21 protein-coding genes are annotated in these 20,447 nt (G+C 48.5%); 4 read left to right on the forward strand and 17 right to left on the reverse strand.

Annotated features, from left to right (window positions below; all coding sequences use genetic code 11):
• Nucleotides 1–344 precede the first annotated feature (344 nt).
• From PSHG_RS20570 to PSHG_RS20585, 4 genes are all read right to left on the reverse strand, one after another.
• On the reverse strand, nucleotides 345–875 hold the full coding sequence (locus tag PSHG_RS20570) for a cupin domain-containing protein (RefSeq protein WP_010277090.1): 531 nt from the start codon (nucleotides 873–875) through the stop codon (nucleotides 345–347).
• Nucleotides 876–994: 119 nt separating this feature from the next.
• On the reverse strand, nucleotides 995–1,450 hold the full coding sequence (locus tag PSHG_RS20575) for a carboxymuconolactone decarboxylase family protein (protein WP_010277094.1): 456 nt from the start codon (nucleotides 1,448–1,450) through the stop codon (nucleotides 995–997).
• 57 nt (nucleotides 1,451–1,507) lie between these two features.
• On the reverse strand, nucleotides 1,508–2,383 hold the full coding sequence (locus PSHG_RS20580) for an RNA polymerase sigma-70 factor (RefSeq protein WP_010277097.1): 876 nt from the start codon (nucleotides 2,381–2,383) through the stop codon (nucleotides 1,508–1,510).
• A gap of 305 nt (nucleotides 2,384–2,688) precedes the next feature.
• A complete protein-coding gene (locus PSHG_RS20585) occupies nucleotides 2,689–3,234 on the reverse strand; it encodes an NADPH-dependent FMN reductase (RefSeq protein WP_010277103.1) in 546 nt (181 codons plus the stop codon).
• Nucleotides 3,235–3,423: 189 nt separating this feature from the next.
• On the opposite strand from PSHG_RS20585, the gene PSHG_RS20590 reads away from it, so the two are divergent.
• The gene (locus PSHG_RS20590; RefSeq protein ID WP_010277105.1) at nucleotides 3,424–3,783 is read left to right on the forward strand and encodes a winged helix-turn-helix transcriptional regulator; all 360 of its coding nucleotides are present in this window, start codon (nucleotides 3,424–3,426) and stop codon (nucleotides 3,781–3,783) included.
• A 16-nt stretch (nucleotides 3,784–3,799) separates the two neighbouring features.
• Here the strand turns inward: PSHG_RS20590 and PSHG_RS20595 are convergent, their stop codons facing one another.
• The 3 genes from PSHG_RS20595 to PSHG_RS20605 form a co-directional block, all read right to left on the reverse strand.
• Complete coding sequence (locus tag PSHG_RS20595) at nucleotides 3,800–4,873, reverse strand: saccharopine dehydrogenase NADP-binding domain-containing protein (protein WP_010277107.1); 1,074 nt, start codon at nucleotides 4,871–4,873, stop codon at nucleotides 3,800–3,802.
• The gene (locus tag PSHG_RS28510) at nucleotides 4,863–5,324 is read right to left on the reverse strand and encodes a MarR family winged helix-turn-helix transcriptional regulator (RefSeq protein WP_042122429.1); all 462 of its coding nucleotides are present in this window, start codon (nucleotides 5,322–5,324) and stop codon (nucleotides 4,863–4,865) included. The genes PSHG_RS20595 and PSHG_RS28510 overlap by 11 nt, the downstream gene beginning before the upstream one ends.
• Nucleotides 5,325–5,402: 78 nt before the next feature.
• The gene (locus PSHG_RS20605; protein WP_010277113.1) at nucleotides 5,403–6,317 is read right to left on the reverse strand and encodes an NADP-dependent oxidoreductase; all 915 of its coding nucleotides are present in this window, start codon (nucleotides 6,315–6,317) and stop codon (nucleotides 5,403–5,405) included.
• A 173-nt stretch (nucleotides 6,318–6,490) separates the two neighbouring features.
• Here PSHG_RS20605 and PSHG_RS28515 point away from each other — a divergent pair, with 173 nt between their 5' ends.
• A complete protein-coding gene (locus PSHG_RS28515; protein WP_010277115.1) occupies nucleotides 6,491–7,354 on the forward strand; it encodes a LysR family transcriptional regulator in 864 nt (287 codons plus the stop codon).
• 84 nt (nucleotides 7,355–7,438) lie between these two features.
• Here the strand turns inward: PSHG_RS28515 and PSHG_RS20615 are convergent, their stop codons facing one another.
• The 3 genes from PSHG_RS20615 to PSHG_RS20625 all read right to left on the reverse strand — a co-directional run bounded on the left by PSHG_RS20615 (nucleotide 7,439) and on the right by PSHG_RS20625 (nucleotide 9,993).
• Entirely contained in the window at nucleotides 7,439–8,152 is a 714-nt protein-coding gene (locus tag PSHG_RS20615; RefSeq protein ID WP_026021510.1) for a hypothetical protein, read from the reverse strand.
• A complete protein-coding gene (locus tag PSHG_RS20620) occupies nucleotides 8,149–9,009 on the reverse strand; it encodes an ATP-binding cassette domain-containing protein (RefSeq protein ID WP_010277116.1) in 861 nt (286 codons plus the stop codon). Before PSHG_RS20620 ends, PSHG_RS20615 begins: the two co-directional genes overlap by 4 nt.
• Nucleotides 9,010–9,105: 96 nt before the next feature.
• Nucleotides 9,106–9,993, reverse strand: coding sequence for a LysR family transcriptional regulator (locus PSHG_RS20625; protein ID WP_010277119.1), 888 nt, complete (start codon nucleotides 9,991–9,993; stop codon nucleotides 9,106–9,108).
• Between the two features lie 120 nt (nucleotides 9,994–10,113).
• On the opposite strand from PSHG_RS20625, the gene PSHG_RS20630 reads away from it, so the two are divergent.
• Nucleotides 10,114–10,434 (forward strand): DMT family transporter, encoded by a 321-nt coding sequence (locus PSHG_RS20630; RefSeq protein WP_010277121.1) that lies wholly within the window; start codon nucleotides 10,114–10,116, stop codon nucleotides 10,432–10,434.
• A 123-nt stretch (nucleotides 10,435–10,557) separates the two neighbouring features.
• Nucleotides 10,558–10,932 (forward strand): DMT family transporter, encoded by a 375-nt coding sequence (locus PSHG_RS28520; protein WP_010277123.1) that lies wholly within the window; start codon nucleotides 10,558–10,560, stop codon nucleotides 10,930–10,932.
• A gap of 304 nt (nucleotides 10,933–11,236) precedes the next feature.
• Here the strand turns inward: PSHG_RS28520 and PSHG_RS20640 are convergent, their stop codons facing one another.
• From PSHG_RS20640 to PSHG_RS20670, 7 genes are all read right to left on the reverse strand, one after another.
• The gene (locus PSHG_RS20640; protein ID WP_010277126.1) at nucleotides 11,237–12,805 is read right to left on the reverse strand and encodes an extracellular solute-binding protein; all 1,569 of its coding nucleotides are present in this window, start codon (nucleotides 12,803–12,805) and stop codon (nucleotides 11,237–11,239) included.
• Nucleotides 12,806–12,837: 32 nt separating this feature from the next.
• Complete coding sequence (locus tag PSHG_RS20645; protein ID WP_010277129.1) at nucleotides 12,838–13,707, reverse strand: carbohydrate ABC transporter permease; 870 nt, start codon at nucleotides 13,705–13,707, stop codon at nucleotides 12,838–12,840.
• Nucleotides 13,708–13,727: 20 nt separating this feature from the next.
• The gene (locus PSHG_RS20650) at nucleotides 13,728–14,633 is read right to left on the reverse strand and encodes an ABC transporter permease (RefSeq protein WP_042122432.1); all 906 of its coding nucleotides are present in this window, start codon (nucleotides 14,631–14,633) and stop codon (nucleotides 13,728–13,730) included.
• A 95-nt stretch (nucleotides 14,634–14,728) separates the two neighbouring features.
• Nucleotides 14,729–15,775 (reverse strand): response regulator transcription factor, encoded by a 1,047-nt coding sequence (locus tag PSHG_RS20655; RefSeq protein ID WP_010277136.1) that lies wholly within the window; start codon nucleotides 15,773–15,775, stop codon nucleotides 14,729–14,731.
• A 25-nt stretch (nucleotides 15,776–15,800) separates the two neighbouring features.
• Nucleotides 15,801–17,600 (reverse strand): cache domain-containing sensor histidine kinase, encoded by a 1,800-nt coding sequence (locus tag PSHG_RS20660; protein WP_010277138.1) that lies wholly within the window; start codon nucleotides 17,598–17,600, stop codon nucleotides 15,801–15,803.
• Nucleotides 17,601–17,953: 353 nt separating this feature from the next.
• Entirely contained in the window at nucleotides 17,954–19,552 is a 1,599-nt protein-coding gene (locus PSHG_RS20665) for an ABC transporter permease (protein WP_010277141.1), read from the reverse strand.
• A complete protein-coding gene (locus PSHG_RS20670) occupies nucleotides 19,549–20,445 on the reverse strand; it encodes an ABC transporter ATP-binding protein (RefSeq protein WP_010277143.1) in 897 nt (298 codons plus the stop codon). The genes PSHG_RS20665 and PSHG_RS20670 overlap by 4 nt, the downstream gene beginning before the upstream one ends.
• Nucleotides 20,446–20,447 lie beyond the last annotated feature (2 nt).

Genomic DNA, 20,447 nt, shown 5'->3' on the forward strand with positions numbered 1-20,447 from the left:
AAAAGTGGCTTCGGGAGCAGGTGAAACGGGGTTTTAAAAATTGTAACGCTCGCCATTGTCTTATTTTGCTTCAGATCGCGGTTTTTCCGCCTTTTTGTCACACATAATTAGCGAGGAAGAGCGTTAGAAAATTAATCGCCTACATTTCGGCCAAATAAGAGCGAGGGCGAGCGTTAGCGCAGAACATCTTGCGGGTCGACGCGCGCTACACCCTTGCAGCGTGATCGGCCCATCGCTGGCTGGCCGCGCGCTACACCCTTGCAAGGCGGTCGACCGACCGCCGTCATGCTGCGAGACACCGCGCGCTGGATATCCACGATAAATCGTGAGCCTCCTAGCGAGCCTTAGAGGGCAAGCTCCTCTTGTTCCATTGCTGCCGCCTTCGTTTCATGCACCGTACCAAAGGGATGATGCGGCGGAGCATAAATCGAATAGAGCTTCAGCGGTACAGCTCCGGTGTTGATCACATTGTGCCATGTGCCGGCAGGTATCATAATGGCGAAGTTGTCCCCTGCATGGCGGACGAACTCCAATTGATCCGGGCTTTTCCCCATTTGCACGACCCCCTGCCCCTGTTCAATCCTCAGAAATTGATCTGTATCGGAATGCATTTCCAATCCGATATCATCTCCAACCGGAATACTCATTAGCGTAACCTGCAGATGTTCACCTGTCCATATAGCAGTGCGGTATGTGCTGTTGGCACGGGCGGCCTCGTCGATATTAAGGACATAGGGTTGTCTGCCAAAATCAGTTTGCTGCCGCTGCACATAACCAAATTCATAGGGCCATCTCCAGCCCCTCCACATAGAATCCGGCGGGTAAGCATAATGATTGGGCTGATAATAGGTCCCCGGGGTGCGGGTGTAATACATAACTTTTTCCTCCCTGCTAGTCATAAGTCTTATATGTTAGCTTATGATATTCGCCCGGGAGAGTGCTTGGCTCTCAAGTACAGCTGCCCAATTTCTCCAGACAGAGTCCAAGGGGATGGTTATTTCGCAGGCCGATAGCTCCCCGGAACGTTTCCAGCTGCAATCGCTAGACGATTCCATCCATTAATCGTGATAATGAGGGCAACCAGATCAATATATTGTTTCTCATCAAAGTGCAGACGGACTCGCTCATACAGCTCATTAGGCACACCGTGAGCCGAGATTTCGGTAACGGCTTCCGTCAGTTCCAGGGCTGCTCTTTCCGCATCACTATAGAATGGCGATTCGCGCCAGGCATTCAAGCAGTAAATTCGTTGTTCCGATTCGCCGATCGCCCTGGCATCCTTGGTATGCATATCCAGGCAATACGCACAGCCGTTCAATTGAGACGCGCGAATTTTGATCAATTCGATTAACTTGCTATCGAACCCGGTTGTTTTCTTGTACTCCTCCACTTGCAGCATTAACTGAAGAAATTCCCGGTTGGTTTGCAAGTAATTGACACGTTGCTTCATAGTGGCAACCTCCATTTGTTTAATTATTTCATTTCCCTAATAAGACAAAATAGAGGTTCATGGTGTGACAACATGCTTTAATTTATCCGGATTTAACATAATAAATATGGTTTGGATAAGCCCTCGATCAGCGCTCCCTTCAAAGCAAATCACTTTTTTGGGCTTCCCTTCAAGCACCTGTAATACACCCTTCTGGCCGTTAACCATAACCGGGTAGATCTCCCCCAAAAAGCTTCCCTTGCCCGAAATTCCTGTCAGGAAGGCCGCCACACGTGTTTTGCTCACAATCGGCTGGATAGCGGCTCTGACTTTGCCGCCACCGTCACTTACCAGCACAACATCTTCTGTCAGGAGATCAATCAATTCCGTGAATTGGCCGGTCGATGCTGCTTTGAGGAATGCATCCGCCAATAAATCCACTTGCTCCGACCGTTGTGGATGTGCCGGAATATCCTTTTGCAGCTTTTGTTTGGCCCGGCTGTAGATCTTTCTCGTGTTGCTTTCCGTTTTTTCAATGATGGGGGCAATATCGTCATAGCTAAACTCCAGCGCTTCCCGTAAAATAAACACCGCTCTTTCCAATGGAGAAAGCAAATCGAGCATAACGAGAAACGCATAGGACACCGCTTCTCCAGTCATCACCTTATCCGCAGGTGTATCAAAATGGCTAACCTGGGGTTCCGGCAGCCACTCCCCGGTATATACCTCTCTTCGCTTGCGGGCGGACCGAAGCAGATTCAGGCAGCGGTTTGTCGTCATTTTTGCCAGGTAAGCCTTGAGATCTTTAACCTGATCCAGATTCGCCTTATGCTGAAGCAAGTGAAATACATCATGAATCACGTCCTCGGCGTCGGAAATGGTGCCCAGCATCTGATAAGCGATTGAAAAAAGAAAAGACCGGTAATTCTTGTAGACAGCATCGAAGTCTTGCATTTATCTTCACCTGCTTTTTTTATAATTTGAATCCTTCACTTTATCTTGAGGTTTACCTATCTATAGTTCAACATTTATAGTTCCTCCTGCAAACAGAAATGTATATAGTGTGCTGGCATCCAAGCTGACATCAGCTGGCATCCAGGCTAGACAAACCTCTATAAAACGCAAAAGAAAGCCATGGTTTGATTCTACTATAAGCTCCATAAAATCAAAAAACCGGTCTTCCTGTAACGGAAAACCGGCAATGGCCCTTTGCCTAGGCATTTAGCATATAGAATCATCTACAAAAGCGAATCGATCGATTAAGCTCTAATCGTTTTTAAAGCCCCGCTCCAAGCGATGACTTGATCCAGCATTTGATTGACGTTAACCAAATGCAATTCGGCTGGTTTGAATACAGAGAAGTTCTCAAAGTCTGTAAACAGAGAAAGCGTTGGGTGGGTGCGTACATCGGCAACCAGCAATTCGCCCAGAATGCCGCGAAGATGTTCAGCTGCGCGGGCTCCGCCTGTAGAACCGTAGCTGACAATTCCTGCCGCTTTGTTGTTCCAGGCTTCACGTGCCATATCCAGAGCATTTTTAAGAGCGCCAGTAATGCTGTGATTATACTCTTGAACGATAAAGACAAACCCATCCAGGCTGTCCAGCTTCTCATTCCAGGCAGCAATGCCAGGCTCTGTGCCATCTGTGGTTCCCAAGAAAGGCAGATTGTACTCAGCAATATCTACGATTTCATAGTTGGCATCTCCGCGTTGATCGGCAATTCCTTTCACCCATTCTCCTACTTGCGGACTAACCCGTCCTTCGCGGGTACTGCCCAAAATAATACCGATGTTCAGATTGCTCATCGTTTTTTCCTCCCCTTAAATGAACATTTATTAGTTGAGAACTTTCGTGAGGTCATCTCTAGCAGCCGAATTTCGTTCTCCTTGTTTTCATTTGGAACCTATGGTTATAATAATCTCCAGGAAAGATTAATGGAAGTAGGCACAAATTAGTATCCTGGTATCCTGCAGGATACCTGACAGGAGGCTTACATGGCAGCTGAAGAATGCAATGGCACTGTCGAAACTGCTCTTGATATTATTGTCGGCAAATGGAAGCCGGTTATTCTTTTTTACATTTTTGAAAAAGAAACCTTGCGGTTCAGCGAGCTGCAGCGCCTTATTCCGGGTATTACCAAAAAAATGCTGACCACCCAGCTAAGGGAATTGGAGTACCATGATATTATCCACCGCAAGGTATATGCACAGATTCCCCCGAAGGTTGAATATTCGATTACCGAATACGGAAAAGGCATGCGGCCGATCCTGGAAGCCATGCATCAATGGGGGCTCACCCATATCCAGCACTTGAAAGAGCTGCATGGAAACCAGCAGCAGGCGAAAGGGAAGTAGCGTTCAACATGGATTATTAAGTCAATCCTTGGTCCTTAGCTTGGTCCTCCAGCCTGTTCCCTCCCAGCTTCAAAGAGTCCAGCTTATTAAGAACTTCACTTAGTGAGCACACTGCACTAATAGTGGCTATCCCGAATTTTTCGGGAGATTTTAGCAGCTTTTGGACAACGAATGCGGCCACCTCTCCGGTCACGCGGGCTTCTTGATATCCATACACCACAAGAGAGCGGCTGTCTTGTTCTCCTCCATTTGACACTTTCACGGCAAATACATCAGAGCCAAAGCGTTTGTGTCCCATGATCTTTTGCATAAATGAAATAAACCTAGCGGATTGGAGAACCTTCAGCAGATGCATTTTTTTCAATCCATGCAGGATTCGGGTGACCAGGCTTAGATCAAAGCCCAAATAAGTGCTTACAGCTACACCCGGATATTCCCTTCGCAATGTATGCTGATCCGCGAAGTTAAGGCGGTACGTCCTCTTTTTACCAACAGGAAGAAAAAAGTTGACACTGCGACCTTCTGTAAAGCTTTCTACCTCCTGTTCTTCTCCCAATAAAGCATAGCGGTCATTAATATGGGAGAAGGTCCATTCTACTGCAGCTTTACCGTGAGCATCCCCGATGCCCAAAATAATATCGATGGCGACCTTTGTTTTCTCCCGCCCCGCCAGCTGCAGATATTCCCTGACCATCAAATTGGTAACACCGGGCGCTAAGCCTACGTTAGTAATAATCGATACTTCTTTATCAGCAGCTAGCTGATGAATAGCTTCCACGGTTTCACTTCTTGCGGAAATATCCACATAATCAATTTTGTGTTCAATGCAGAGCTTCACCAGCTTAATATTTTTCTGATCTACGCACATGACAATCATCTGTACATCATCCAGCTGCCCAGAGTCTATCCCGGCCTCTAAATCCATGACTCGATAGGCAATAGATTTCCGTGTTTGCTGCACAAACTCCTGCATTTTTTGCGTGTTTCTCCCGCCGATAACGAGATGATCTATGCCTGCTTTCAGAAGATTTTTGACTATAATTTGGCCCACATAACCATGACCTCCTATCACCAGGATTTTATTTCTCATCCAAATTCCTTCTTTCTTTGACCGATTTCTGCAGGTAATGGATGAAGACCTCCAGCCCCTTTTCAAAACCTGCCCTTTCCTCTCTCGTCAGCATTAGGTCTACTTGCTTGTGAAATTCATCTGCGATGCGCTGATGCTGCCTGAAGGCCAGTCTGCCTTTCTCGGTAAGAATCAGGCAATGGCTTCTTTGATCCCCGGCATGCGGCTGGCGCACAAGCAATTGTTTGCTTTCTAGTTTGCTAACCAGCTGAGAAACCGCTCCTTTCGTAATGTCTAACTCTGTACTAATCTCCTTTCCCGTGACCGTAGTTTTCTCTCCAATTCTTTCAATGATGTGCATTTCACTAGGAGTAACCTCCCCGACGTCTGCTACATAAAAGGGGACCTTTTCGTTTTCTTTTACATGATGAAGTAATCGTCCAATTAATTGAGTTAGCTGTTTAGTTTTCATATATATAGTTTAGCATCTATACCATATACGTCAAGAGTATTCTACGTTTCATCAGCAAAGCAGCACGATACGAGCCAGCTAGTTGATGGCAATAACTATTTTGCCCCGGATATGTCCGGTCTCCACAGCTCTATGGGCTGCGGCAGCCTCGTGCAAAGGAAACACCCTGGCAATAGTCACGCGCAGCATACCTTGCTCATATAGACGGGTGAGCTCGCTCAAACGGGCTGCGCTTCGCTTACTGCGGATCGGAACGGTTCCCAGCTTTTCAGACAGGTCGAATGAGACTATGGTGCCAATCCGCTCTTTATTGCTTACCAGATTGACCGAGGCTCTTAAAGCCTCTTCCCCTGCCGCGTCCAAAGCGGCATCAATACCTTGCGGAGCCAGCTCTCGCACCCTGTCTTCCAAGCCCTCTCCATACGCCACCGGAATTGCGCCTAAGGAATGCAAGTAGTCATGATTCCGCGGACTGGCTGTGCCAATGACCACTGCCCCCCATGCTCTAGCCAATTGTACGGCAAAGGTTCCGACGCCTCCCGCAGCAGCGTGAATGAGCACAGTATCTCCTTCCCCTACTTCAAGCTCTTTCAAGGCTGTATGGGCCGTCTGCCCGGAGGCGCTGAGTACCCCGGCTTCTTCCCAAGGCATTGTCCTGGGCTTGATCACCAATTGGTCCCTAGGAACAACCACATACTGTGCGCAGCATGATAATAATGACCAGCCGATCACTTCGCAGCCAATCTGAAAATCCTCCACTCCTTCACCTACCTGATCGACAATCCCCGCGAATTCATTTCCAACAATTTGCGGATATTGAAGTTTTGCTCCCGGCGGACTAAACCCGTAACCACGGATGGCACAGTCGACTGGCTGCACACCAGCTGCCTTGACCTTGACTCGAACCTCGCCAGGCCCGGGAACCGGATCCGGAAAGTCCATCACCTGTAATACCTCCGGAGGACCCGGTGAATGAAAGCCGGCTGCTTGCATGCTCATCCCTCCTCACTTTTTCTTTATCCGGTTCCATTATAAAACGGTCCATTTATTATAAAAAATACATAATAAGCTATATAATGATATACTTGATGTAATCAATAATAAGGTGGGGGATATATGGAACTGCTTCAGCTTAAATATTTTTAACCGTAGCCCGGCTAGAGCACATGACAAAAGCCGCGGAAGAGCTTCATATTGCTCAACCCGCATTAAGCCGTACGATTCAGCGGCTGGAGGAGGATTTGGGAGTCCCTTTGTTTGAACGGAAAGCCCGGCAGATCAGGTTGAATCCATTTGGCAAAGCGTTTGTGAGAAAAGCTAAGGCTGCCCTTCACCTGCTCGATGAGGGACGCCGTGAATTAGAAGACATGGCTGGCTTGCAAAAAGGCCGCATTCACTTGGCGATCATGAATATGGAACAAATGCGGGAGCCATTGCAGAGCTTTCTGCAGGAAAATCCCGACGTTCACTTTCAAATGTTTCAGTTGTCGATGGACGATTTCCAAAAGGTAGAGAGCAATCATGAAGTTGATTATTATTTAACATCGTTACCGATTCACCAGAACGGCTTTCAGGAAATTCCTTTAATCCGAGAGAAACTTTATCTCGCTGTGCCCCACGGGCATAAATATGCTCACCGCAAAGAAATTCATCTTAGCGAGGCAGCTGACGAGCCGTTTGTAGGCTATAAAGAAAATTCACCCCTGCGTAGAATGAATGATACCCTTTGCTATCAAGCGGGGTTCCGCCCAAAAATGGTATGTGAAACCGACGACCCGGCCAGCATCGCCAATCTGGTACGCTCGGGGCTAGGCATTGCCATCGTTGGCGGCTGCAAAAGCGCTGAAGACTTGAATTTAGTTAAGCTGCCTATCCGGGACACTGCAGGGGAAAGAATTTACCGTATCGCCTGGCACAAAGACCGCTATTTGTCCAAGGCCGCCATTGCTTTCCGCGATTTCATCGTCAATTACTTTAGTCAACAAGAACAAGCCGATGACAAGATAAGCAAGGCCTTGCTATTGCGCTGATCAGCAGAACGTGCTTATAATCCCGTCCCTGTGATCTCAAGCAGCTATTCACTTGTGATTTGAAAGTTAGCCGATGAGCGACCGTTATCTGTACTCCAATTTGCGCTTTTGCATAACGATCAAGAACAGGAGCATCAGTACGCTTCCGTATGCAAAAGGTGCTCCTATCGCCAACAATTTCATGTAGAGTGGCGCAGCATCATAGGCCGTCAAAACCGCAACGGTTTGATTTAGAGGCGGAAATAACAGAACTAGGGACTTAAGCCGTTCCGGGAGCGCATTTGCGATCACGGGTACGCAAAAGGTGATAACAATTACGAAGCTTAACAGCAGAAAAGACATGACCCGCGAACGGATAAATTTAGAGCTGAACCAGCAAGCCAAGGAAACGCCGAGCCAGGATAAAGCAGCGTGATAGGATAGAGCCATTCCTAATTCCTCTAGGCTAGGGCTTCGCTCGAAACTCCGCATGACAACGGGGATTAGTACCGCAAAAGCGGCCAGCGGCAAGGTAAACAGCCAGCTGTACAATAATTTTGAAGAGTAAAGCTTAAGCAGACTCCCGGCATGAAGCAGCGTGACCGACTCCTGGTTGGGAGACTCAATATCAATGATCGTGCAGCACAGCACCGCGGAAATGATAAATAGGAATGAAGCAGACACGGCATAGCTTTCCATAATGGGGTTGGGCCCCATACTATAAATCCAAATCAAAGCCAGAATGTAGACAAAGGTCGGCGGACCATAAAGATAAGAGCGGATTAAACAGGTATGTATATAGGAGAGTAAGGAGATCATGCGTCCATCCCCGTCTCCTTTCGTTGTAAATTGACAATCTCTATGCCTTCGTGAACGATATCAAGCAGAATATCACGATAATCGTTCTGCGTAACGGTCAAGCTGACAAGCCCGTTTTCCTCTTGTCTGTACTTCAGATCCGGAAATCTTGCGATAAGGTCCTGAGCGAATAACGGACTTAGATAACATTGTAATTCATAATGAGCTTCTCTCATCGGCAGAGCTTCTCTTAAATCTTCCCGCAGCTCTCCCCGAAGAAGCCAGCAGCTGCGGCTCTCCATCTGCCGGGCAAGCAAAGAATCATGGACGGCAGCTACAATCGCTGTCCCCTCCGCTTTCATTTGTTTAAGAAAAGCAATCAAGTGCTGCGCCGTCTCTTTATCCAGCCCTGAAAATGGCTCGTCCAAGATGAGCAAATCCGGCGGCCGCAAGGTCGCCTGCATCAGATTAACCTTTTGCAGCATTCCCTTGGAAAAGTGAGTCATCTCTAAGCTTGGACTGAGCTCCAGCTGAAAAAGCGCGTGCAGCTCCCGAATCCGCTGCTGGAGCTCTTTATTAGGCACTTTAGCTATCCGCCCCATATGGGTCAAATATTGTACTGAGGTCACAGGCACTTTGGATAACCGATCAGGCGTATAGCCGATCACTAATTGAGCATGCTTAACCGTTCGACTCCCCTTGGTCATCGGAATCAAACCGGCAGCTATGCGCAGCAGCGTGCTTTTTCCCGAACCGTTGCTTCCCCGAATAACCACACTCTCCCCTTGAGAAACGCTCAACGAGACATTAGATAATACCACCCGGTTTCCGTATATCTTGCTGACTTGCTGCAAATTCACTAACGCGTCTGCTTCCACTGTTTATCCACCTTTTCCACAACTCCAATGAACGGGCGCGGTCAATACCGGTCATTTTCGCAGTCACCCGTCCATTAGCTAATCTATATTCGCTAACTACAACCCCTGCTCCCTAACCAGCTCGGCAAAAGCTTTATAGGCACGGCTCACATACTTATCTTGTCTGCGAATCAGCCCCGTTTCGATGAAGGTATAAGGAGCAGGAACAGGGGTCACATGCAAATGCTCGTAAGATCCGCTTAACACCGATTTTGGCAAAAGGGTGCAGGCTAATCCTTCCTTCACACTGCTTAGTAGCGTTTCCAGGGAACTAATTTCGATGAAATTCGTTAGAGCGGCTTGCTCGTCTTTCAGCCACCGTGCCAGCCTGCTTCTGAACGGACAACCCTCTTGAGAAACTGCCCACTTGATCGCGGAAAGGGCGCTGATTTCCATCGCTTCTTCTGCATTCCGTGTATTTCCGAAATCTATCGCTTTGCCAGACAAAAGAACTACTTCATCGGTTTGCACATAATCGAGGATAAAAGCTGTTTTCGGTATGTCTCCCGTTACCAAAGCGCCATCCAGCTCATAGTTCTTTACTTTCTCCATCAGCTGAAGGGGATTGCCTGTCTCTAATCGAAGGGACACTTGCTCATTTTGAGCTTGGTATGCCGCCAGGAGATTCATGAAATTTCCACAGGTTACCGTTTCAACAACGCCTATTCGCAGTGTTCCGCCCGGCTGATCCTGCTCCTGGACGGCCATAACGGCCTCATCGGCCATTTGCAGGATAGAGTCCGCATACCGCCTGAATAGCTGGCCCTTCTCAGTAATCGTCATTCCCTTCACCGTTCTGCGAAAAAGAACAACACCCAGCTCCTCTTCCAGCTTGCGGAGTCTTGCCGTCACATTCGACTGAACATAGTCCAACCGCTTAGCCGCGCCGGAAATACTCGCTTCTTCAGCAATAGCTTGAAAAACCTTTAAATCGCTCAGCTCCATAATGGCCCCCTTGCTATCGGATATCATTATGAATGATATTTATATCGTTAACAATCATTATACATGATACCGCAGCTCCATTTATACTACTTGTAAACAAATCAAGGAGGGAGCCTGGACATGGCCTATTTGTTTCTAGCTGTTACCATACTTGCTGAAGTAACGGGGGCGATTGCCAGCCGTTATTCGGGCGGCTTCAAAAAACTGATCCCCAGCCTCATAACCGTGCTCGCTATTCTGCTTTCTTATTTTTTATTCGCTGTCAGCCTTCAGTATGGATTGCACATCGGGATAGGCTACGCCATTTGGGCAGGAGGCGGTGTAGTGCTCGTCGCGATGTATGGGCTGTTTGTTTTTAAAGAACGTCTGACGAAAACCCAAGTGTGGGGCGTGATGCTGATTCTATCCGGAGTTGCTGCGTTAGAGCTTGGAGCTGTGTAACACGCGGCCTCTCAGCAAACGCTATGAAATTTCTTAAGCATGCATTCTCTTAAGTATTCATTCTCTTAAGTATTCATCCTCTTAAGCATGCATTCTCTCAGTTAAGGAAGGAGCGCTATCATTATGGCCTATTTATACCTCATGTTAGCCATTTTTCTAGAAGTAGTCGCGGCTATAGCCGCCCGTTACACGGAAGGGTTCACCGTAGCCTTGCCTACGATTATAACGATTGGGTTTGCGGTCGCCTCGTATTTTAACTTTTCACTAAGTCTTAGGTATGGAATGAATATCGCTATTGGCTACGCCGTATGGTCGGGAGTAGGCGTATTGGCTGTGGCGCTACTAGGCGCTCTATGGCTCGAAGATACGCTGACGCTGATCCAGATTGCGGGAATTGTTCTCATTATCTCTGGATTGGCCGCAGTTCAGCTGGGCGGACGGACAGAGTCGGCAGAGACAACGTTGGATAGAAATGCGAGACAGATAATAAAAAGATGAAGCTGTCCGGAAAATTGATCGTTCAACATAGCTTAGAAAAAGCAAACCCCAAGCAGCGGACCCGAGGGAATTGTATGTGATAAACCTCATACGTTTGCCGCCGAGTGCGGCCAGATGCAAATTGTATGCGAAAATCGCATAGTAGCACCGCAGCAGCGGGCCTGAGCGAATTCGGGCTGTCCAGAATTATTGGACAGCCCCATCTTAGGTCAAGCTAACCTGATTATCGACCCGGACGGATCATCTGTTGTTACATTAGCACAGAATTCAACTGCTTCAGGATGGTTTCGCTCCGATGCCGCATTTATTTATTATACGTCTCTTTATACCATTGGGTAGCTTCCTCTATCAGCTCATTGCCGCCGCGTTTTTTCCAGTCCTCTACGAACTTGTCAAATCCGTCCAGCGACTCTTCTCCTGTCAGCACTTTAGCCGCAAATTGCATCCACAGACCGTCAAAAGCCAGCTCCGGCCGCGCCTGCATCGTTGGCATAGCGGGCATATCCAGCCCATCGTTGATCCGGCCTTCCTCATTGGCAATCCTCATAGCTTCGATAATGAGATCGCCGTGATTGCGCCCTGCCATAAATTCTTCATTTTCCAGGTAGCTCTGCCCCATGTAATCCAGGAAAATGTTGTACATCTGTTCTTCGTAAATTTCTTCCTGGGTTGTAGGATAGTTATATTTAATTTGATTGCCTTCCATCGTGTAATTATGTCCTTCTATTCCATAAGTCAAAAGCCGTTTCGCTTCATCGCTCAACAACCAGTCCAGATACCGGATAGCGATTTCGGGATTTTCATTCGAGGTTGGAATGACGTAGACCATCCCTACCGTTGACCCTCTGCTGGCGCCGCCTTTGCCGTCAGGTCCGACCGGTGCCGGGAGAATGACGACCTCCGCAGATGGCGTATTAGCCTGAACCTCTATCAACCATTTGTCAGGATAAGTCGCAGCATGCTGCCACATGCCAACCGTTCCCTGTCCTTTTATCTTGGCGTCCCAATCCTTGCCCTGCTGAACCATGAACTCGTTGTCCAACAGCTTTTCCTGATATAAAAGCTGATAAACCTCCAGCGCCTCCTTCATAGCCGGCCGAATAAAATTAGGCACCAGCTGGTCATTTTCATATTTCCATCCGTCCGGAATAACATCATAGGCACCAAAGAAAATATTGGTGAATGCAAAATTGACCCGGCCGCTAACCGGAATTTCATCGGGCCTTCCGTTCCCGTTTGGATCGCCTTCCTTGAAGGCGCGGAGCATTTCGATGTAATCATCGACTGTTTTCGGATGCTCCAGCCCTAATTCATCCAGCCAGTCTTTGCGGATGTAAACCACATGATCATTAGGAACAAACTTAATTTGCGGAATGCCGTAGATGATTCCATCCTTGCTAACCTTTGGAGAATTCCAGGCTTCCTCCGGGATGTGCTTTTTCAGATTCGGACCATGCTCTTCTATCAAATCGTTCAAGGGCTGCAGGGCCCCATGGTCTACCGCCGGCGCTACTTCGGCCACATTAATCCCCTGGGTTTGCAGCAAATCCGGCAAGTCTCCTCCGGCGAAGAGCAGATTCATCTTCTGCTGATAATCCTGCCATGGAATCAAAGGATCTATTCGAATATTAATGCCCGACAGCTCTCGGATTTTCTCTACATACTTATCCTTATTAATGTCCGGAGATGCCTCAATATACTGCTGCCCGGCAGTCGTCTGTCCGATGCGTAATGCAGGCGCCTGCTTTTCCCCTTCTTCTCCCAGTTGGCCTGGGTTTTGCTCCGCAACATTCGCGTTGGAGGCGCAGCCGGTCAAACCGGCCGCCAGAAATACAGCTGCTATTTTCATAACAAGGCGCTTGTTCACACTCATAACGAATTCCTCCTCAAATTTGAATTGTCAGGTCATCCTTTAATCGAGCCCAGCATCGCACCTTTGACAAAATGTTTCTGGATAAAAGGATACACCAGCAAAATAGGGACGGAAGCGATAATGATCGTCGCCATCTTGATGCCTTCCAGCGATTGCAGAGTCAAGGATGCCGTCTGCATCATCTGCTCAGCCTGATTCTCCACTATCAGCTGCCGCAGTCTGAGCTGCAGCGGGTACAGATTCGGCTTGGTAATGTACATAACAGCCTGAAAGTAGCCGTTCCAGTGGGCTACCGCATAAAACAGGCCAATGGTGGACAGCGAGGGAATTGAAAGCGGTAACACGATTTTCCACAAGGTTCTGTATTCCCCGCATCCGTCTATTTTGGCCGCATCCAGCAAGCTGCGCGGTATGCCTTGAAAGAAGGAAATCATGATAATCAGATTAAACGCGCTAATCGCTGACGGGATAATGAGCGACCAGAGAGTATCGAGCATCCCCAATGATTTGACCAGCAGGTAGCTCGGAATCATGGGCGCCTGAAAAATCATGGTGAACAACACCATGACGATGATGATGGAGCGGCCTTTCAATTCCCGGTACGATAGTCCGTAAGCCATGAGGGCCGTAAGGAGTAAATTAATCAGTGTTCCTACTACGGTAATAAAAACCGATACCCCGAAGGAGCGCCAGATTCCCGGATTGCTCAGCACCGCCAAATAGTTAGCGACGTTCACATCAACCGGGAAAATCGTCACCCTGCCTTGCGAAATCGCCTGTCCGCTGCTGAAGGAGCCTGCCAATACATAAAGAAACGGGTACAGCATCGTTATGCTGAGCACAATCAAAAAGATATGATTGAATACGGAGAAGGCTTTCTGCCCTTTGGTCATGCCAATCATCCGCGAGCCTCCCTTCCTGTTCAGAAAATCGAATTATCCGTTACCTTTTTACTCACATAGTTGGCTCCGAACAACAGGACAAAGCCGACGACTGATTTAAATATACCGATGGCGGTCGTATAGCTGAACTGCCCGCCCAACAAACCAATGCGATAAATATAAGTGTCGAATACCTCCCCCGTGTCGTACACCAGCGGGTTCAAAAACATATAAATTTGCTCAAAACCCAGATCGAGAATGTTGCCTATGTTGAGAAGCAGCAGCACCATGATCGTCGGCATCAGCGACGGAAGCGTAATGCTGACAGCCTGGCGAAGCTTGCCTGCCCCGTCCACGTTGGCCGCCTCGTACAGATCCAGATTAATAGCGGTAAGAGCAGCCAAATAAATAATCGTATTCCAGCCCACCTCTTTCCAGATCCCGGACCCGACGATGATCGTCCGGAAAAATTTCGGCTCCTGCAGAAAGAAGATTGGCTCTCCGCCAAAGAAACGGACAATCTCATTCACGATTCCGGAGCTAGGCGACAAGAAGTTGATGATCAGCCCGCCGGCAATGACCCAGGACAGAAAATGGGGCAAATAAAGCACCGTTTGAATCGTTCTTTTGAATATCATTTTTCTGATTTCATTTAGCAATAGCGCCAGCAGGATAGGAGCCGGAAAGCCGAAAATGAGCTTATACAGGCTGATTAACAGCGTATTGGTAAGCACTTTGTAAAACTCGGGATACGTAAACAAATTGACAAAATGCTTAAAGCCTACAAACTTGCTTCCCCATATTCCGGCGAATACGTTGTAATCCTGAAACGCAATAATGCTTCCAGTCAGAGGAATGTATTTGAATACGACAAAATAAAGAACTCCCGGCAGGATCATTGTGTATAAAGCCCAATTCCTTATCCTAAATCGTTGTAGAGATTCCATATACTCCTCCCTTACGCATTTTTGGGTAACGCTTTCATTATATTTTCTGCAGCCCGGGGATGAACATGATCTATTTTTTAAAATGTTGCGTTTTTTTACGTCTGCTTTCGGAACCGGCCAGGGGAAACGCCGGTATATTTTTTGAAGGCTCGTGAAAAATGCGGATAGTTCATATAGCCGACTAGTTCGGCCACTTCGTAGGTTTTAAGCGAGGTATCTTTTAGCAGCGTTTGCGCCTTGGCCATTCTCAGCCGGGTTACATAGTGGACAAAGCTCATCCCGACCGATTCTCCAAAGGCGCTGCTGAAATAACTGGGGGTTAATCCGACTGCCTGCGCAACTTCTTCCAGCGATATTACCTCCGTAAAACGCTGATTGATCAGTTCAATGGCCTGATTGACTTTCATGTTGATTTTAAGATGCTTTTTGCTGCGCAGCTCGTTCATCATTCGCAAGATGGAGGTCCGCATGTGGGCAAAATAATGATCGGCAGACAGCAGGGTTGTGTTTAAAGAAGCGAACTCCAGGAAAGTGTCGCCATATTTCTCTACAAGCAATGCATGGCAGGCCGAGAGCAGGTCTTGAACCATATTTTTTAGCGGATAGGGGGCCAAATCCTGTTCCAGCTTCAACATACGCTCATAACCTTCAGCTAATTCCGCGAGGATTCCGCCTTCATTGAAAAGCAGCATGTGCTCCGTTATTCTGACGGCCGCATCCCGGCAAAAGGCCGTCCACTCCCCATGCCTGGCGAATCGTTCATTCCGCTCCTCCAGCTTGGTGTATACCCGGTCCAGCGTTTTATATAACGCATCCGGACGAAGCGGCTTCAATAAATAATCATGGACGCCGAACTGCACTGCCTTTTGGGCGTAGGCGAATTCATCATGTCCGGAAATAATGATCGGCTCAATGAATTTGTACTTCTCCCTGACTTCTTGAATCAGAGCAAGTCCGTCCATTACAGGCATGCAAATATCGGTAATGAGAATATCCGGCTTTAGCTGCTCCACCTTCGTCCAGGCCTCCTTCCCATCCTCTGCTTCTCCTGCGATCGTGAAACGATGGCGAGCTTCCTCGATCATCTTGGTCAAGCTGCGCTTGATCATATACTCATCGTCGACTACAAGAACCGAATACATCGGCTATCCCCTCTTTCCTGTTCGTTCATTGAGTTTGCTCGCGTCCAGACTGATCATGTCCGGTTGGGCCTCCTCCTGCAAAAGGAAGCTTGAGTGCAATATCCGTGCCCTTTTCATCGGATTTTATAATGGTCAGTCCGTAAGGCTTGCCGTAAGTCAATCGTATGCGCTGGTGAACATTCCATAGACCAATGCCATGCGGCTGCACTTGCTCGTCCGGTGTGTGGCGAAAAAGCTCGTTCAATCGCTCGACTTGCTGCGGAGCCATGCCCTTCCCGCGGTCGGATATCGTGATCCTGTAGCCATCCAGGCAGGATTCGCCGAAGATCCCGATGTAGTCCGGCTTCAAGGAATGCTTCGAGTAGCCGTGCTTGAAGGCGTTCTCCACAAGAGGCTGAACGACAAGCCTGATCGCCAGTACACTCTGCAATTCCTCGTAGTCCAGCTCCTGCTGAATGGTTAATTTCGGATAACGCTCACGCTGGATTTCAAGGTAATAGCCGACATGATCCATTTCCTCCTGCAGGGTGACCCTGGCCTGATTGTTGAAGCTGTAGCGGAACATTTCGCCCAATGCAGTTGCCATTCGGCTTATCGGCATGACTTCCTGCACAATGGCATAAGAATTAATGATTTCCAGCGTATTATATAAAAAGTGGGGGTTGATCTGAGACTGCATAGCCAGCAATGTCGCTTCTCTTTGCTTGATGATCCCCTCCTTCTCGCGCAGCTCTTTTTTATGAATCACTTCAATGAGATGTCTGATCGTTCCGACCATATGATTGAAGCTTCGATTCAACCGTCCGATCTCATCGTAGCGATTGTCTGGAGCTTTGACATGCAAATTCCCGGCTTCGGCCTTTTTCATCAATCTTTGCAAATGCGAGACCGACCGGGTCAAAGAAAAGGAAAAAGAGCTGACTCCCAGCACAATCACCGCGATAAAGATCAGATGAATCCACATATTGAGGTGGCGGCCGCTAGAGTCAGCCGTTAAATCCGCAAAAGGAACTTCGGAAATGACCGTCAATCCGGTTTGCTTGGATTGATCGAATGAGACGATTCGCTTGGCGTTGTTGTCATCCCTCTTAATGACAGAGCCTGTATGCAGTCCATTCGACCCGGGCAGAGCCGTGCTCTCCAGGAATTGACCGGCTAGTTCCTGCCCGGAATGGAAAACAATTTGCTGATTCGCATCAATCACCTGCAGCAATGCCGATGGCCCCAGCTCGACCTCGGCAAAATGCTGGGTCAGATGATTCAGTCTCAGCTCAAACACCAGCAGCCCGGCGTGCAGGTAGGAGGGGACAGACCAGAACTTCCTGGCCACCGTCAGAATCGGGGCTGACTCCAAATAATGCACTCCCAGAATAGTAAATTGATTATTCGGAATATCATCCCATTTACTGTTCACGCCCGCAAGTCCGTTCTGCGGTCCTCTGAAATTTCCGACTGCCGCCCCTTGATCCGATACGATCTTGAAGCCGTAAATTTCTGGACGGTCAAAAATAACCGCAGGTATCACTTCCTCGCGAATCCGCTCCGACAAGAGAATATACTGGTATTCCTCCTTTTCCGTCGAAACATTCATCAGCTGCTGAACGAGAGGATGGACGATAACCGGAAGGGACGATCGCTCCAAATCCTTGAAATAGGTGTCCAGCCGGCTGTTCAGCTGCTGAACAAGCTGTTCGCTGTAATGCATGGCATTGATTTCGATTTGCTTCTCCAGGCGAATATAAGTAAAAATATTAAACAGCAAATAAGGCAGCAAAAGAAGGGAGATTAGCAGAAGCAGCTTCGTTTTTATTGAAAACGTTTTCATTTATGGAGAAGCCTCCTTTATCTTCCTTGTGGTTAAGATGTAAGGATTTCAGGGTTTTAGCAGGGGATCGGGCCAGTGACTTCATAACTAAGTCCCGCTCTATGAATATCTCACTCAAGTCGTTACAAATCAAATTTAAGGTAAATTCGACGTAAACTCTGTTTCTTCCTCTTATACGATAAAAAAAGCTTCTAGCGAAGCCCTTCCGAAGACGAATAACCCGGTAATAGCGATAACTTTCATGTCAATCAGAAAGCGTGTCCGGGGGATCGAATACTTAAACTTTTTGGCGTGGTAAAAAAAGATGACCCCCGATGAAAATGGAGCCATCTTTTTTTGAACAGTGAATTCTTCTATCCATACATATCGCGTTTTCTGAACCCTTGGAAGCCGACAAACAGCAGGAGCGCAGCTATAAGCGACAGCAAACCAACTGCTGTGTAATCCATTTCTTCCAGCGGCAGCTGCGGCACGTGGCCGAACGGCGTCAGTTGAGCCGCCCACTCCGGAAACTGGAAGAGGCCTCCAAAATAATTGACGACAAACGCATAGACCAAATATAGCCAGATCAAGCCCGTTGCTCGCGGGAAAACTCCCATCACTAACGCTCCCAGACCAACCATCACGAAAAGCGCGGGTACATAAGCAAGAGCGGCTGCCGCTAACTCGCCAACGCTGACCGGTTCCTCCATGACAGCCGCCCCCGCTGCCGCGAGCGTCCATCCGGCCGAGAGCATCATAACTGCACTGACAAGAAGCGCCAATACGACGTAGCTTCCGAATTGGCGATATCTGGATACCGCTCTGGCCAGCACATGCTCATTTCGATTTTTACGCTCTTCTCCTTTCAGCTTGAAGAGAGCGAGTATTGCCGGAACCGCCGCAATCATTGCGATTACGAGCATAATGACCGAAATGAACTGCTCCGTCACCGGGCCGCCTCCGTCAGACGCGAACATTTCCCTGATCATTTCGTTGGAGGAGAAAAAGGTCTCCACATCCCCCAGCACAGAGCCATAGGAGGCGCCGATCAAGACCATCGCCACCAGCCAGGAAATCATGGCGGTACGCTGCAATCTCATCGCTAACGTGAACGGGCCCCGCAAATAAGCGGATGCTTCTTTCCGCCCCAACCGCGCGGGCAAGAACCCTGCACCCAAATCACGTATAGACTGCAGTCGAAGTGAGAGGGCGATCATGAATAACGCGACCACCAAGAGCAGGAAGAGCGGCCCCCAATGATTGTTGACATAGGCTTCCGTTCTTACCGCCCAGCCGAGCGGAGACAACCACGACAAAGCCTCGCTCGACACATCCCCAATTGCCCGCATGAGATAAGCCAAGCCGAGCACCGCAAACGAGAGGCCAAGCGTCCCTCTGGCGCTCTCCGAAAGCTGAGCAAGCACCGCGGTTACCGCAGCAAAGAATAAGCCTGCGCCCCCGAGCACAGCGCCATACAGGAGGGAGCCCTGCAAATCCATGCTTTCAATGCCAATTGCATAAAGACCGAAGCCGGTGATCAGTGCAAGAAGCAGATTGACTCCTGCCATCACGATCAAGGCTGCACTAAGCTGCGACAGCCTTCCGTACGGAAGCGCACGCAGCATTTCCAGGCGACCGTCCTCTTCAGGGGAGCGGGTGTGGCGGGCTGTTAGCAAAATGTTCATCACCGCAACCACCACCGCAGTAAAAAGCAGCATTTGATGGGCCATCATCGCCGCTTCCGTATAATTATCGAGCCCGTAGCCCGGCCCCAGCATCGCGGTCATGGCCGGATTGGCCAACGTTTGAGCCATGGACTGCCTTTCTGCTTCGGAGGCGTACAAATTCGTAAAGGCGGAGGCGATCGCCAAACTGGCCGTCACCAAACTGAAAAGCCATATGAAGAGACGGAAGCGATCCTGCCGGACAATAAATCTCACCATCGAGAACGTGTGATGATAGGCCATCATCTTTGGGCACCTCTACCTTCATAATGACGCATAAATAGATCTTCCAGCGTGGGCGGAGCGCTTTCCAATTTCACGACTCCATGAGCGCTAATATGCTTCATCACGGTGCCCAGCTCTTCACCATCCACCTGAAAATGGAGCGTACCGTCTTCCTCTTGAAGAACGTCATGCACGCCATTCATTGCGCTTAGCCCGACAAGCGGTTCTTTGGTTTGCACGGACAAGTTCGTTCTCGTCAAATGCCGAAGCTCCTCAAGCGTGCCGGATTCAATGATTTCTCCTTCGCGGATAATGCCGACCCGATCACAGAGCCGCTCCACTTCGGAAAGAATATGACTGGAAAGCAGAATGCTTTTTCCCCGCTCCTTTTCCGCCATGACGCAATCCTGAAACACTCTTTCCATCAATGGATCCAGTCCGGATGTCGGCTCATCCAAAATATATAAATCGGCCTCTGCTGAAAAAGCGGCAATTAGCGCGACCTTTTGCCGGTTTCCTTTGGAATAGGTTCGGCACTTTTTGGACGGATCGAAGCTAAACTGTTCAATGAGTTCATTTTTTCGCTTTTTGTTATAAGAACCGCGCATTCTGCCGAATAAATCAATCACTTCTCCGCCTGTTAAATTCGGCCATAGGTTGACGTCTCCGGGGACATAAGCCAAGCGTTTATGAATTTCCACCGCATCTATCCATACATCTTTTTGAAAAATGGCTGCCTTGCCGCTGGATGCTTTCAAGGCTCCGAGCAAAATCCGAATCGTCGTCGACTTTCCCGCACCGTTTGGACCGATAAAGCCGTACACTTCCCCTTCTTCCACATGTAAAGAAACTCCATTTAACGCAGTGAAATTGCCAAACTGTTTCGTTAATGATTCAGCTACCAGCACCTTCATCA

The organism is Paenibacillus senegalensis JC66 (assembly GCF_000285515.1).
Taxonomy (GTDB): Bacteria; Bacillota; Bacilli; order Paenibacillales; family NBRC-103111; genus Paenibacillus_L; species Paenibacillus_L senegalensis.